This is a genomic window from Humiphilus diazotrophicus, assembly GCF_059726315.1.
In genome coordinates this window covers 1,741,743-1,756,369 of record NZ_AP040870.1, presented here as the reverse complement: position 1 = coordinate 1,756,369, position 14,627 = coordinate 1,741,743, and the positions used below count along the sequence as shown (strand labels likewise).

General features: G+C 51.7%; 11 protein-coding genes. 4 read left to right on the top strand and 7 right to left on the bottom strand.

The window, feature by feature from the left end:
* Positions 1-357 precede the first annotated feature (357 nt).
* The 3 genes from AC6I7T_RS08480 to AC6I7T_RS08470 all read right to left on the bottom strand — a co-directional run bounded on the left by AC6I7T_RS08480 (position 358) and on the right by AC6I7T_RS08470 (position 3,832).
* Positions 358-993, bottom strand: a complete 636-nt coding sequence (locus AC6I7T_RS08480) for an IS630 family transposase (RefSeq protein ID WP_497792926.1) — start codon at positions 991-993, stop codon at positions 358-360.
* Between the two features lie 16 nt (positions 994-1,009).
* Complete coding sequence (locus AC6I7T_RS08475) at positions 1,010-1,489, bottom strand: helix-turn-helix domain-containing protein (protein WP_497792925.1); 480 nt, start codon at positions 1,487-1,489, stop codon at positions 1,010-1,012.
* A 222-nt stretch (positions 1,490-1,711) separates the two neighbouring features.
* On the bottom strand, positions 1,712-3,832 hold the full coding sequence (locus AC6I7T_RS08470) for a beta-N-acetylhexosaminidase (RefSeq protein ID WP_497792923.1): 2,121 nt from the start codon (positions 3,830-3,832) through the stop codon (positions 1,712-1,714).
* A 316-nt stretch (positions 3,833-4,148) separates the two neighbouring features.
* Here AC6I7T_RS08470 and AC6I7T_RS08465 point away from each other — a divergent pair, with 316 nt between their 5' ends.
* Positions 4,149-6,743 carry a beta-glucosidase gene (locus AC6I7T_RS08465; RefSeq protein ID WP_497792922.1) on the top strand — a complete coding sequence of 865 codons (2,595 nt, stop codon included), beginning with the start codon at positions 4,149-4,151 and terminating at the stop codon, positions 6,741-6,743.
* Between the two features lie 159 nt (positions 6,744-6,902).
* Positions 6,903-7,760 carry an ROK family protein gene (locus tag AC6I7T_RS08460; protein WP_497792921.1) on the top strand — a complete coding sequence of 286 codons (858 nt, stop codon included), beginning with the start codon at positions 6,903-6,905 and terminating at the stop codon, positions 7,758-7,760.
* Positions 7,761-7,822: 62 nt separating this feature from the next.
* On the opposite strand, the gene AC6I7T_RS08455 is transcribed toward AC6I7T_RS08460, so the two are convergent.
* Genes AC6I7T_RS08455 through AC6I7T_RS08440 form a run of 4 tightly spaced genes read right to left on the bottom strand, consistent with a single transcriptional unit; the run spans position 7,823 to position 12,160 of the window.
* Positions 7,823-8,044: a hypothetical protein gene (locus AC6I7T_RS08455; RefSeq protein ID WP_497792920.1), complete on the bottom strand. Its 222-nt coding sequence runs from the start codon at positions 8,042-8,044 to the stop codon at positions 7,823-7,825.
* Between the two features lie 11 nt (positions 8,045-8,055).
* Positions 8,056-9,057: an FAD binding domain-containing protein gene (locus tag AC6I7T_RS08450; RefSeq protein WP_497792919.1), complete on the bottom strand. Its 1,002-nt coding sequence runs from the start codon at positions 9,055-9,057 to the stop codon at positions 8,056-8,058.
* The gene (locus AC6I7T_RS08445; RefSeq protein ID WP_497792918.1) at positions 9,054-11,462 is read right to left on the bottom strand and encodes a xanthine dehydrogenase family protein molybdopterin-binding subunit; all 2,409 of its coding nucleotides are present in this window, start codon (positions 11,460-11,462) and stop codon (positions 9,054-9,056) included. Before AC6I7T_RS08445 ends, AC6I7T_RS08450 begins: the two co-directional genes overlap by 4 nt.
* An 11-nt stretch (positions 11,463-11,473) precedes the next feature.
* Positions 11,474-12,160, bottom strand: a complete 687-nt coding sequence (locus tag AC6I7T_RS08440; protein ID WP_497792917.1) for a (2Fe-2S)-binding protein — start codon at positions 12,158-12,160, stop codon at positions 11,474-11,476.
* Positions 12,161-12,598: 438 nt separating this feature from the next.
* On the opposite strand from AC6I7T_RS08440, the gene AC6I7T_RS08435 reads away from it, so the two are divergent.
* Complete coding sequence (locus AC6I7T_RS08435) at positions 12,599-13,273, top strand: TetR/AcrR family transcriptional regulator (protein WP_497792916.1); 675 nt, start codon at positions 12,599-12,601, stop codon at positions 13,271-13,273.
* Between the two features lie 5 nt (positions 13,274-13,278).
* Entirely contained in the window at positions 13,279-14,616 is a 1,338-nt protein-coding gene (locus tag AC6I7T_RS08430; protein ID WP_497792915.1) for a TolC family protein, read from the top strand.
* The last annotated feature ends 11 nt before the right edge of the window (positions 14,617-14,627 follow it).

Sequence of the window (14,627 nt, the reverse complement as noted above, 5' to 3'; positions counted from 1 at the left end):
TACAGCCATTTCCATTTCTCTCGATTCGAGGTAACAGTTCTTATGAATATCGAGCGTAATAATCACAGGGTCTTTCTCGCTTCTAGTGTTCATGACGATCCCTTCGAAATGCCAAATATCCACCGGAGTATTTGATTTGTTATTCAAGACAGAGGAGATAGATTGTTCCTACGTATTCTAGGTTTCGATGTAGCCCAGAGTGTATCTGCATCGCTATTTTGACAAGAGAGTGGTATCCCGTTCTGTCTACTGTGGGCTGAATGGTGTTGGAAAGAATGGCTTCCAGTTAGGATTGATCAGGTGGAAATCGGTCATTCAGAGGCAGCGGAGAGAAAGGCTTTTGAAATCAGACATGGCCTAGGTCTCTGACCGTGAGATGTTGTTCTTTGAATAGCCGAATTTTCGGCGTGCCTTAGTGCGAGTAAATTTCCAGCCGATAGTGGTGCGTTCACGATTCATCTTGCGGTTCCATGCGGCAGTTTCTCGCTGTAGGTCTTCCAAGGAGGGGATTCTGCGGATCCCCAGACATTGGCGACTGAACAGGCTGATCTCAATCTCTGCCTGATTCAGCCAACTGCCATGTTTCGGGGTGTAATGCACGGTGAAACAATCCCACAGCAGACTTCCGATCTTCTCTCCGTAACGATCCACCAGGGCTTTGCGATGATGCGTACTTAGATTGTCCATTACCAAATGGATCGTGTCAGCCTCTGGATAGCTGGCTATGATCTCTACCAGGTAATCGGCAAACTCCTGCGAACAACGGTTTGGCGTGATTTTGGTAAAGTGTCGTCCTGCTTTGGGTTCCACCCCGCAAAATGCGTTGACGGTGCCACGGCGCTCATATTCGCAATCTCGCCGGGTGACTCGTCCGGGTTGCATGGGATGCGGCGGGCGAACCTCGGCGTGCAAGACCACCGGCTTTTCATCCACGCAGACTACCGGTTCGGTCGCCGAAAGTGGCTTCTCATACACCTCCAGCACCTCTTCCATTCGGCAGACATACTCCTCATTCAGCTCTGCGATACACCAGCTTTTTTTCTCGCCACGGCTTCAGTTCGTGGCTTTGTAGCAGTATGCGAATTGTTTCTCGACCTACTGTTGTTACCAGCTTTCGCTTGATTGCTTCTGCGGCGATCAAGCGCACACTCCACCGCGCCTGGCCTTCCGGTGCCGCACCACATACCATTGCGATAATCCGCTGGCTTTGCGCTGTAGTCAGCAAGGGCTGCTTGCCTGGTCGCGGCTTTTCATGCAAGGCTGACTCCAATCCTTCCCTCTTGTACCGCATAGCAATGGCTCTTACTGTCTTTGCTGCCACGCTCAAATTACCAGCTACCTGCATCACTCTCTGTCCCTGGTCCAGTTGCTGCAAAATTAGCCCCCGGCGCAACACTCGCGCCGACTCTCGTCCCTTGCTGAGAAGCTCCCTTATCTTTTGCCGATCCTTTTTCTCCAACTCAACTTGCGTCTTCTCTGTCTTCCTCATACCTCCAATTTGAATCTCGCTCCATTATTTTCCAAGTACCTTTCTCTATACCTCTCTTCGCGGTCAGAGACCTAGAACATTTCTCGCGCAGATGCAGACCAAAGTGCAAGGTTTTGCAACTTCCCATCAAAGAAAGCTGTGTTTCCATTACCTTTGGCTCCTGTATGTCTATGCAAGAAATGCTCTAAATATGGCCATATCTTCACATCTATCAGTTAGATGTTAGTGCGTTGATGTGTCCTCGGCAGGTATTCCCAAGGATTCTGCTGGAGGCAAGGTTTTTGTTTCCATAATGAATTGATTGCTGCTGTTCCAGATCTGAGCTCCGCGCTTCTGCCACTTCTGAATTTCGAGATCGTAGCGGACCAGCACGTTATCCAGCCAGTAAGGTCGATTCTCACTCAGCCAGACTTCACGGTATTGATTCTTGGTTGCGGAATAAGCATCGCGCAAGTCTTGACAGAGTCCGTTTGTATCGCTGGAGGTTCTGAGCAGGCGAATGGTGTCGTTGTTACGGCTCTTGTCATGCTGTTGCTTAATTGCTGCTTTGTAGTTGTCTGCGATTAACTGGCTGAATTGGAACTTCATTCCAATCAGGTCTAGACGTCGTGCGCCCAGATCCATTGCCTCAATAGCCGTCTTCTCCCGCAAATTAGGATTCTGAGCCTTTGCTTGTGCAAGTAACACGATTGCTTTCTCTGCATGCAGCCGCAGTTCCTTGTTAAGGGGCTGCATCTTTGCCGCTATCGGTCGGCCTTCAGTGCTCCACGGATCAATCCAGAAGAGATCATCACTGGAGACATCAGTTTGAGCCTTCGCCAAGACTTTGTTGGCTTCCATGAGTTCTTTTTGTGCTTGGTCGATTTTTCCGGTTATGTCGCCGTGGAATACAGAACCGTAGTCGGCTTGATAATTCGGTATGCTGCTTTCGCCGGATTGCCAGCTTGCAGCTGCTCCAAAGAGTACGCCGTACCAGTTCATCTGGAAGAGTCCTTCACCGTCATCATTCCAGACAGTTGTGAGAGCGCCTGTGCTGCCTAGCTTCTGTCCGTCGCGTATGAAGCCTTGAATATTTGCGAGGGCAATATTGTTATCTGGGTAGACGAGTGACCAATTGCTGACACCAGGAGCAACCCATGTTTCTACCCCTGCGCTTGTAAATGGCTGAATGTAATTGTTGTAATTGACTTCCGGAGCATAGCCCCACGGGACAGCGATCATATCTTTAGGGAGTCCTGCCACAATCGCGGGGCTCTTCATTGCTATATCGCCCCAATAAAGGAGTTTGCGGTGGAGCGGAGCAAGCTGGTCATGAATTTGTGTTAGGAACTGAGCATAGGCTTCGGCTAAGCCCTTCTTCTGGACGCGATCATGAGTCCTGCCCAAACCTAAGTCGTCGGTTTCATCTGCGCCGATATGGAGAAACGGGGAGGGGAATTCCGACGCAATTTCGGTAAACCAACTTTTGATGAGCGGCACAGAGCCTGGCTGCTCAGGAGAAAGAACATTGCCATAAGGTGTTTCGGCTACATCCTGGTAAATCTCGTATTTGAGTACATGGTGCAGATGCCCAAAGGCTTCCTGTTCGGGAATAACAGTAATGTGATATTGCTGGGCATAGCGCACTAGTTCTGCAATCTCTTCTTTTGTTAGAGCTGCGCCACGTGGCCCCGCCAGAGGTTCGTTTGCATATGCCAAGGTGTGTTCAAAATAAGGCGAATAGATGTTGATTTTAGCGCTGGCAAAGACACGAATCTGGTGTTTTTGAAACTCCAGAGTTGGGACCGGTCCGCGGGATAGATCGTCGTCAATTCCGCGGTATTTCATAGCGGGCCAGTCACGGATGGTTCCAAGTGAAATCTCCTGCTTCGCTCCCGCAGCGGGAAATAGTTGTTTCAGAGTCTGAACTCCATAGAAGACCCCACTGCTCGATTCTCCGATGATGAATGCTGCCTTTGGTTGCAGCAGGAGAATGTATCCCTCGGCAGCTTGCTCGGGTGTGAATGTTAGTCCCGTGCTCTTAAGAAGATCTTTCGCTTTCGATTCACTGTTGCGTAACAGCGTGACAGAGTATCCTTCCGGAGCATCGGACTTAACCTGAATTCCTGCCTCATGTGCGAAGGAGGCCAGATCCTGTGCGGCGAATTCGTCTTCCGCATCGTGCCCTGGTACAGATATTTGAATGCCGGATCCGATAGCAGCCGATCCCTGCAGCTTTACCTCACGGGGTTGGGGAAGCAGATGTGCCTGCGCAATGGCAGATACTGAAAATCCAAAGAAAACGGCGACAGTGCTGATACGCACCAAGGTCATGGAGATACAGCGGGGGTACAATCTGAACATGTTTCTCCCTTCTGTTCAGAATCTTGAGCGTTTCATTCGATGCTGATCATTGTAGACCACCTTTGAAAGGCCCACCTCTTGGAGAATTAGAAAATTTCTCTATCTGTTGTGTCCTGGTCGTCAGGACAGCGCCGGGGTAAGGAATCAAACTTAGTTTCCTCGTCTACGAGGGGGGCCACATGCGTCAAAGTTAACGCCTGTCCAGCCCTTCTATGTGCGGAAATTGTTGATATTGGATATAGTTCAGAGCGACTACTGGGAGAGAGACAGAGATACCTGAATTCTCTGTCCACCTCGAATGGAAAGGGATTACCGAATGGCTCCAGAGAAGACTCTGTGCAGATGGTTGAAAGCTGGTTTGGTTCTTATGGGGATGGCTGGTTGTCTTGGATCTGGCGTGGCCAGAGCTCAGGATTCAGGTACCTCAATCAACTCAGCACGAATCGATGCGATTGTGAAGCGGATGACAGCCGAGGAGAAGGTGGACTATATCGGTGGTACCGGTTTTGCTGTCCGGGCGGTACCCGGTCTTGGGCTGCCAGCCTGGGAAATGTCGGATGGTCCCTATGGTGCTCGTAGCAATGCAGGCCTTCCCTCTACGACGTATTCCGCAGGTATCGGTTTGGCAGCCAGTTGGAATCGGGAGCTAGCAGCGCGCGTAGGTCATGGAATCGGACGGGACGCTCGGGCTCGTGGTGTCCATTTTATGCTTGGCCCGGGAGTAAACATCTATAGGTCTCCTCGTAACGGGCGCAACTTTGAATATTTTGGTGAAGATCCGTTTCTCGCCTCTGCAATAGCTGTGTCCTATATCAACGGAATGCAGGCAGAAGGAGTAAGTGCCACTGTTAAGCACTTCCTGGGAAACAATTCGGAGTTTTTAAGGCATGATTCCGATTCGTTGATCGATGAACGGACACTGCGAGAGATTTATCTGCCAGCCTTCGAAGCATCCGTCAGGCAGGCTCATGTTGGCGCCATTATGGATTCCTACAATCTGACTAACGGTCTTCACATGACGCAAAATGGCTATTTCAACACGGAGATCGCACGTAAGGAATGGGGCTTCCAGGGCGTAATGATGTCCGATTGGGACGCCACATATGACGGAGTTGCAGCGGCAAATGGCGGGCTGGATCTTGAGATGCCCTTCGGAAAGTTTATGAACCGCAAGACCCTGCTACCTGCGCTGAACAATGGTCAACTTAGCATGGCGACTCTTGATGAGAAGGTGAAGCGAATTCTCTCTACCGCGGAACGCTTTCATTGGTTTGATCGGGATCAGCATCGGCAAGACATTTCTTTGATCGATCGTGAGGCTTCGGATATCGCGCTTCAGTCCGCTCGAGAAAGCATCGTGCTGTTGAAGAATGAAGGCGAGCTTCTTCCTCTCGACAAAGCCTCTACAAAATCTATTCTCGTTGTTGGTCCGGATGCTTATCCCGGAGTGCCGGTTGGTGGCGGCAGTGCGGGAGTAAGGCCATTCCATACCGTAAGCCTGTTGGAGGGTATCAAAGCCGTTGCAGGAGATACGAGCAATGTCTTCTATGACCGTGGTCTGCCCACCGCAGGTGAGGTTGGATCGGCAACGGAATTTGTAACAGAATCAACCGCAGGCAAGCCGGGAGTGAAGGTGGAATTCTTTGCGAATTCCGATCTTACGGGAAAGCCGATTAAGACTGTGACCTCGAGGCGCATCGATAATCATGGCACGACATGGGAAGAGGCCCTACGCGATACGCCTGACATCACCGCTCTTTTTGCAGAGGGCGCGGCTCATCACTATTCCCGTCGCTGGAGCGGTTATTACATTGCGCCTCAAGCGGAAAAGTACATCTTCGTTCTGGAAGGCGATGGCGAGAATAATGGAAATCGGGTCTATGTGGATGGCAAAGTGGTTATCGACAATTGGACCCTGGCTAAGGCCTTTCAGCCGTACGTCGTTATGCCACTAACAGCTGGAGCGCACAAAGTAGTTGTTGAATCCTGGCAGGGAGCACCTGTAGGTGGGCGGCTGCAGTTCGGAATTGTGAGCCAAAGAAATGTCGTGAATAATCGTGCCAAAGAAATTGCAGCGAAAACCGATGCTGTTGTCGTTGCTGCTGGTTTCGATCCGGGCAGCGAAGGGGAAGGTGCGGATCGTACCTTTGAACTACCGTTCGGTCAGGAAGAGCTGATTCGTGAACTGGCAGCGATCAATAAGAAGACAGTAGTTGTTGTGACCTCGGGTGGAAATGTTGCTTCCTCCGATTGGCTCGATAAGGTTCCTGCCTATCTGGAGGCATGGTATGGTGGGCAGGAAGGTGGTAAAGCCCAAGCTGAAGTACTCTTTGGAGAGGTAAACCCTTCCGGTCGTCTGCCCGTAACCTTTGAACGGAAAGCTGAAGATAATCCAAGCTTTGGCAGCTACTATCCCGCTCCGGGTTCGAAGAAGGTTACATATAAGGAAGGGATCTTCGTCGGCTATCGAGGCTATGAACGTAATCACATCAAGCCTCAGTTTCCCTTTGGATATGGTCTGACGTATACCTCTTTCCGTCTTTCGAATCTTTCAGTTGAACCGGTAGCAGAAGGGCATGGGTTGAGCTATAAGGTCTCACTTGATGTGACAAATACTGGCAAGCGCGATGGCTGCGAGGTTGCACAGATCTATGTTGCCGACGAACACGCCTCGGTGCCGCGTCCGCCGAAAGAGCTGAAAGGGTTTGAGAAGGTACAGCTGAAGCCGGGCGAGACAAAACGGGTTTCCATATCTCTCGATGCTCGCAGCTTTGCTTATTACGACGTTGCTCAAAAGAAGTGGACCATAGCTCCCGGTGCATTTCGCATTCTCGCGGGCAGTTCGTCGGAATCGATAGCTTTGCAGCAGTCAATTGAGATCTCCGCCAAGGCAGCGTCGGAGGCTTTCTAGAGAAATTGCTATAGTTCCAATACACTCTTGCAGCAGCCATTACTTTTAATGGCTGCTGTTTTTTTACCGCGTGAGGAGAAGCGAGCTGGAATTCGTCACGCAAGATTCTCTTTATAATTGACCTCATCAAAAGATGATTCAGATAACTGGAGATATTGGGTGGCCACAAAAACGCTTGCGATTGATATAGGCGGAACCAACTTTAGTGTCGGATTGTTCTCAGACCAGAAGTTGGTGGTCTGGGAGACTCAGCCGACCTTGCGTGACGCCGGTCCGGAATGGATGCTGGACAAGATGGGGTCCATTATTGCGGGGTGGGGCGAGTATGGGGCTCCTGAGCGCTGCGGCATTGGATTTGGTGGTCCTGTCAATTTTGCCAAACAACGGGTCATCTATTCGACACATGTAAAGGGATGGAATGATTTTGACCTGATTGGTGAAGTGAATCGCAGGTTTCATGTTCCAGCTGTCATGGATCGAGACACGATGGTGGGTGCTCTCGGGGAGGGATTCTTTGGCGCCGGCCAGGGCCTCAGGCCGCTCTTCTATATGACCTTGTCTACCGGCATCGGAGGCGGCTTTCTTATGGAGAACGGTCTGCTTCGTGGTGCCGATTCCTTCGCCTGCGAATTGGGGCATCATGTGGTTGTGCCGGATGGACCGGAGTGTCTCTGCGGTTCGAATGGATGCTTGGAGAGAATGTGTTGTGGCTTGTGGCTTGAGCGCGATTTCGGGAAACCTGCGAAGGAGTTGCTTCAGAATCCCGAGTTTGTCAGGAAGTATGTTGTTCCTCTTGCTCGTGGACTGCGGAATTGTATCATGTTTTTCAATCCGGCACGTATCGTAATTGGCGGAGGAATTTCCCGTGCAGGGGATAAGCTCTTTGATCCACTGCTCGATGAGTTGGGCAAGCAAATGCCTGGGTGGTCAAAAGCCCGAGTCGATGTCGTTCCCGCCGAGCTTGCCGGTCATACTATCCTCTGGGGTGCCCTTAAGCTGGCAGAGCTTGAGTTGTAGCTGAATCTGTATCGAGTGGAAAAGGGAACCCGGCGACAGCTCCGCTGAGTTCCCTTTTCCTTTTAGTCTTCGTTTGCCCGGTAACAGGCTCTTCCCGGGGTACAGCGCGAGAGGTGAACGTAGTTGTCGTCGGGACCAGCCGGCCCCATTGTGCGGATGCACCAGTAGCTTGAGGTGGTGTGAACACCGGGAAGCCATGATTCAGCATCCTGTGGTGTAGTGCCATACGGGTTTTTCGTTCGGAGGCACTGGCAAGGTTGCGTCATTGCATTGGTAGTATTCATAGTTGTACCTCCTATCCTGCTGCGCTCGGATCGCGATCCATCTGACCTGCAGCCAGCAGAACGGTTCGATAGATGGCGACCGGAAAGAGATCCACTTTATAGGCATTCATCGAGAGCGGCTGTGCTTCCTTCATAGCCGCCTTGCCTGCTGCACGGGCTGTTTCTTCCGTGATGGGCTTGCCTGTCAAAATTGCTTCGGCCTCTGCAGCACGACGCACAACCGGAGAAGCGGCTCCCATTGTGACTACCGCGCGACGGCAGATGTTGCCCTCCATTTCGAGGACAACACCGGCATCGGCTATCGCCCAATCGAAGCTCTCCTTCTCTCCGTATTTCTGATATGCAGAACGGGCTCCAGGGGGAAGCTTAGGAACCAGTATTGCGGTAATCAATTCATCGGGTGCGATGACGGTGAACTTTGTCGGATTTGCATCTGGCTGGACGTAAAAATCCTTAATGGCAATGACTCGTTTTCCATTCTTTGCTGAAGTCAGTTCTACGCTGGCATTGAGACCCAGCAATGCGACCGCTGCCGAAGAAGGTGCGACGGAAGGGCAGCCGCCATAGTCCATGATGGCGTGGTATTGGTTGAGGCCCTCGAAGGCAAAGCAGAGGTCTTTGCCGTTTCTGATGCACTGAAATTCTGCAGAACGGTAATACCAGCATTGCGGTCGCTGCAGAAGATTACCTCCGACCGTTGCCATGTTGCGGATGTGCGGCGTTGCCGCATGACCGCAGGCATCTGCGAGGATCTGGTATTTCGACCGGATGATTGGGTGCTCGCTGATCTCGGTCAGAGTCGCGAGCGGTCCAATAGTCAATCCCTTCTCCGTCTCCTGTATTCCGCGCAGTCCAGCGATGTTACGGATGTTGACGAGTTTCGGTGGCTCCTCAAGTCCATTCTTCAGGCGATTGAGAAGATCTACTCCGCCAGCTTTTACAACTGCGCCGTCCTTCAATTGCGAGAGCGCGCCATCGACGGTTGTGCAATCTGCAAGTGCGAAGTTATTCATGTTAAAGACTCCTTCTGCTCGGAGGCCTTCTTAAGGGCCGCTAGCACCACCTGAGGTGTCATAGGTGTCTGCCGAATACGTACTCCGGTTGCGTTATAGACAGCGTTAGCAATTGCTGCTCCGATTGAGACGATGCCCGCTGCTTCACCAATTCCGGAGGCATCCGTAGAGCTTTGCCCGATATAGGCTTCAACGAGATGTACCTGGATTTCCGGAATCTCTTTAGCTCCGGCGATTTTGTATGTTTCCAGGTCGGGATTCACCATCAGACCATAGACGGGATCAAGCAGCCTGTGCTCGAGCAAGGTATAGGAGATTCCCTGAATGATTCCGCCATTGATCTGGCTGATGACTCCAGTGGGATTCATAGGACGTCCGCAGTCATGGACAGAGAGAACGCGCTTCACGTGGATGCGTCCTAACTCTATATCTACTTCTACCTCGGCCACGTCGATACCTCCGTAGCTCAGGTACTTGCTACGGTCGTAGTCGGGGATCCGCTTTGCCTGAACTGCAATCTGATCCGTGTTCATCTTGGCAGCGGCACGGCGGAAGCTGACGGGTTGCATCTTGCCGGACTTGCTACGGACTTCGCCATCTACCAGAACGAGATCGTCTGGAGCTGTTCCGTAGGCCGGTGCGATGTTGGCCAAAAACTTTTGAGAAGCCTGCCATGCGGCATCGCGGACTGCAGGAGTTAGGGAGAGAGTAGTGACGCTTCCTCCAGAGTTTGGTCCCAAGGGATAGCTAGTATCTCCAGCTTTGACGGAGATCTGTGCAGGGGGAACTCCGAATTGCTCCGCAAGAATCTGTGCCATCACGGTCTTGATTCCCGAGCCTATGTCCTGCACGGAAGAGAGAACTTCGAGAGAACCATCTTTATGGACTCGAACCTCTGCTGAAGAGTCCATGCTGACGAAGCGATACCATACAGACTGGGCCAGACCTACACCTCGCTTGATAGGACCTCGACCTTCACCATTGCGAGGATTGCGTGACTTCCATAGTTCGCTCTCTCTGACGACTTGCCGTTCAACTTTGCGCACAGGATGAGGGTCCGTCTGCTCGCGAAGCTCAAGCGGATCCATGTTCAGTTTGACAGCGAGATCATCGATTGTTTGCTCCAGAGCAAATGCTCCTTGCGGATGTCCTGGAGCACGCATGGCTGCAGCCGGACCTGCATTGATGAAGACATCGTTCTCTTCAACATGCAAGGCAGCGTATTTATAGAGATTTTGGGCAGGGCCGCCGCATCCTGCGCCTGTGCCGCATCCCGCCGTGCCATAACTTACTAGATGGATGCCGGTAATGGTGCCGTCATTCTTTGCTCCGATACGTAGCATCTGATCGGAACTGGGCCGGTTTCCGACAGAGAGGTGTTCTTCTTTGCGATCAAGCATTAGCCGGATCGGTGCACCGGTTTTCTTTGAAAGAGCTGCGGCTACAACCCCGGGATTGCCTGCGCCGAATTTCGCACCGAAGCCGCCTCCCATGAATTCCGTGATGACGCGGACCTTCGATTTCGGTATCTCGAAAAAGCCCGCTAATTCATCCCGTACGCTTGCTGTGCCTTGAGTGGAAGCCCAAACGGTTAACATCTCCGGTTTCCAGTCGGCTACCACACCATGTGTTTCGAGAGCCGAATGGGTTTGCACCTGTGTTGTGTAACGACCCTCTGCAACGACATGCGCTTCCTTAAGTCCTTGATCGATGTCGCCGACCTTTTTTACGGAAGGGCCGTGAACATTGCCTGTTTGCGGTACGTTGTGTGGACCTCCACCTCCGCCAGCGGATGCTGCCTGATCGGCTGCTCCTGGGAAGACAAGTGGGGAGTCGGTTGCACGAGCCTTGTCCAGATCGACGACAAAAGGCATGTTTTCATATTGGACTTTAACCAGCTTTGCGGCTTCTTCGGCGGCATACGGGGTGGTTGCCGCAACTGCCGCAATTGGCTGTCCTGCATAACGTACGACAGGGTATTTCACTTGCTCAAGGCTGGCGTCACGCAGTACGGCGTTACCAAAAACGTGCTGGATAACATGGACTCCCTTAACTCCGGGATACTTTTCGGCAGCGGAGGTATCGACGGAAATAACCTTCCCATGTGGAACAGAAGCATTTACGAATTTGGCATACAGCATTCCGGGAAGTTGGATATCTGCTGTGTATTTGGCTCGTCCGGATACCTTGGCAGCTCCGTCCCATCGCTCCGTAGGCTTTCCGACGAATTTCAAATCCTTATTGACAGGCCACACAGGAGGCTCGGACTCAGGGACTTCTCTCTGCTCTTCTTGGAGCGTGTAACCCGGAACTCCAACCGGCATGGATACGGTTTTCTTCTGGGTGGTGCTAGCTGGCGTATTTTCCGCTTCCTGCAGCGATTCGTCATCGATATGAGTTGCCATAATCTTCTCCATCACGCTTTACGAACAGTGCCAGCCGCTTCCAGTGTCGCGGCGAAGACTTTGGGATATGTGCCACAACGGCAGAGATTGCCCGATACTGCATGGCGCACATCCTTTTCTGTCGGGTTGGGATTCTTCTCCAGGAGGGCGGCACAACTCATCACCATGCCCGGCGTACAGAAGCCACATTGCAATGCGTCGTGTTTTACGAATGCTGTTTGAAGAGGATGAAGAGTCCCTTCGGGAGAGAGCCCTTCAATAGTTGTCACATGATGACCAATAGCGTCGACCGCCAGCGTCGTGCAGCTATTTACTGGCATTTTGTCGAGCCAGACCGTGCAGCCGGAACAAGAACCCCGGTCACAGATCACTTTGGTTCCAGTCATGCCCAAATGAATTCGGAGTGCATCGGCCAGTGTGGTGCGTGGCTCGATTTCGATTGCATGCTCTTTCCCGTTGACCATTAACCTGATGGAGGCAGGCCCCGGCCCAAACTCTTTCACTCCTTGCCGTGCAGCCGCAGTCGTTTCACGGCTAAAGGCCTGAACACCATCGAGCAAGGCTGTTCCAGCAGCACCTAAACCCGCCCCCTTGAGAAATCCACGGCGGGTAATGCCGCTTCGACTGACATCTTCCGGGGTTTGTTTTTCAGGCTGCGTTTCATTCGAACGGGGATGATGTGGTTTCTGGTCGGACATTGCTTGCTCCTAAGCATTGATGAATGCGTTGGGCCTATCATCCGCGTGCTGTCGGGGAATGGCAGGCGTGGTCATTGCAAAACTTTCGATGGCCTTACAGGAGTAACAATCTAGTTTTTAGTTGGATCCTAATTTCGGCGAAAAACCTGCAGTGCACAAGTGCCGATGTCAAAATATAAGCTCCAATTGCACAATTTAGCAACTCTCATGCCCAACGCGCCAAAAGGCGACTAAGTTGTCTCTTTTTGCATAATTGCGAGTGATTTCTATGTGCCAAATGCGACAAAACGCGACATCGTATATGGCAACTATTGCTGTCATGCTCCAGGCACAGATTCCTCATCTTCCTTCGAGCGATTTTCCGGTCGAGTGAATTTGCAGATTTATTTTCTTGACATTCGGATCTTGTGTTCTCAAAATTATGACTGTTGGTCAACTATGAGTAACGGTCGTAAAAAGGTCGATAGTTTAGCTGATTCTTTGGCTACAGAGAATCTTCCTCATCTGCAAGGTATGGGCAGGCGTGAGCGTCGTGCCGCAGAAACACGGTTGCGCTTGTTTCGCAGCGCTCTGAAGTTGATTGCGGAACGTGGGTTTCCGAATGTAACGGTGGAGGCCATAACCGAGGCTGCTGATGTAGGTAAAGGAACTTTCTTTAATTATTTCGACAGCAAGGATCATGTGCTTGGCGTAATGGCTGAAATCCAGCTAGGCAAAGTGAGGGAAGCCGTAGAGCAGGCCTCTCAAGAGGGAGTTTCCATTCAATCCGTCATTAGTCATCTGGTCGGACGCATTGCGGAAGAGCCCGGGCGTAATCCGGAGCTGGCCCGGGCCTTTATATCGTCTTTTCTTGCCAGCGAGGTTGTTCGTCAGCAGATGAGTCGCAACATGTCCGATGGACAACGGATGATGGCGAAGATTGTCGAGATTGGGCAACAGCGCGGAGAGATCGATCCGAGTGTGAAGAAGGACCATATTGGATTGATGTTTCAACAGCTTGTTATTGGAACCATGCTGATCTGGTCTCTTCGTGGCGAACCCTCGTTACAGAGTTTACTCAACGAGAGTTTTCAACATGTTTGGAGAGCGATAGCTGCTCCCCGCCGTAGGTAAAAGCGATGAAAAGAACCTTCGCGAAATTAGTCGTCTGTTTGCTTTCGTGCTTTAGCTGTGTAATCGGTCTTTCGCAAGAGACAACGGTACATCGCCTTACATTGCGCGAAGCCATCGATAAAGGGCTGCAGGCGAATCTTTCTGTATTGCTTGCAAGCAGCAAGATTGAGAGTGCCGAAGCCACTCGCTTACGGCGTTACTCGGCGGCGCTGCTTCCTCGCGTGCAGGCTCAGAGTTATGCCAGTCTGCAGAATCGTAATCTGAGGGCATTTGGCATTTCTTCTCCGTCGATACCCTCGGTTGTAGGTCCGTTTTCGAATTACGATTTTCGGCTTTCGGCCTCACAGAATGTCATCGATTTACAGAGCTACCGTAACTGGAAGGCAAGTGAAGAAGCCATCAAAAGCAGCAAGCTCGATTATCAGGATGCCCGCGATCTTATCATTCGGGCTATTGCCAGCATGTATCTGAATGCACAATCGGCAATGGCACGTGTAGATGCCGCACAATCGCGAGTCAACGATTCTGAAGCTCTACATCAGCTTGCCCGGAGCAAGCACGATAGCGGGACAGCCACCGGTGTCGATTTGCTGCGCGCACAGGTGCAGCTGGCGAATGACAAGCAGGCTCTCCTGATAGCACAAAATCAATACAAACAGGCGTTGCTTGTATTAGCGCGAAATCTGGGAATGCGTCCTGGAACCCCGCTGGAGCTCTCCGAACCTCTTCGTTATCAACCATTCAATCATTCGCAGGCGGAAGGACTTCTCTCTACAGCCCTGCTTTCCCGGCCCGATTACCTGTCGCTTGCCAGTCAACGTAGTCAGATTGTGGAGCAACAACGCGCTAACCATGCGCGCTATCTTCCCAAGTTCAGTATCAGCGGAAACTATGGCGGACTAGGCCGCAGCATCGGCAGTGTGCAGGGGACAGGGACGATTCAGGGACAGATCGATATGACTCTCTTCGATCGAGATCGGAAGGGCGAAGAGCAGGAGCTTACCGCCCGCTTGAAGAGTATTGACGATCAAATCTCGGACCTTCGCCTCGGTATCGAGCAAGACATTCAAGAGGCGTTATTAAATCTGGAATCCGCATCCGCACAAGTGGATGTTGCCAAGAATGGGCAGGAACTTGCACAGCGGGAACTCAAACTGGCACAGGATCGCTTTCAGTCCGGGATTACAAATAACGTCGAAGTAACTACCGCACAGGACGAGTTAGCTCGTGCGCAGGAAAACTATATCCTTGCTGTTTCAAGCTATGCAGATGCGAAGTTCTCCTTAGCTCGGGCAGCGGGTGGTACGGAACAGAACATCAGCCAATATCTAGGGAATTTGTAGGTCAAGAAAGC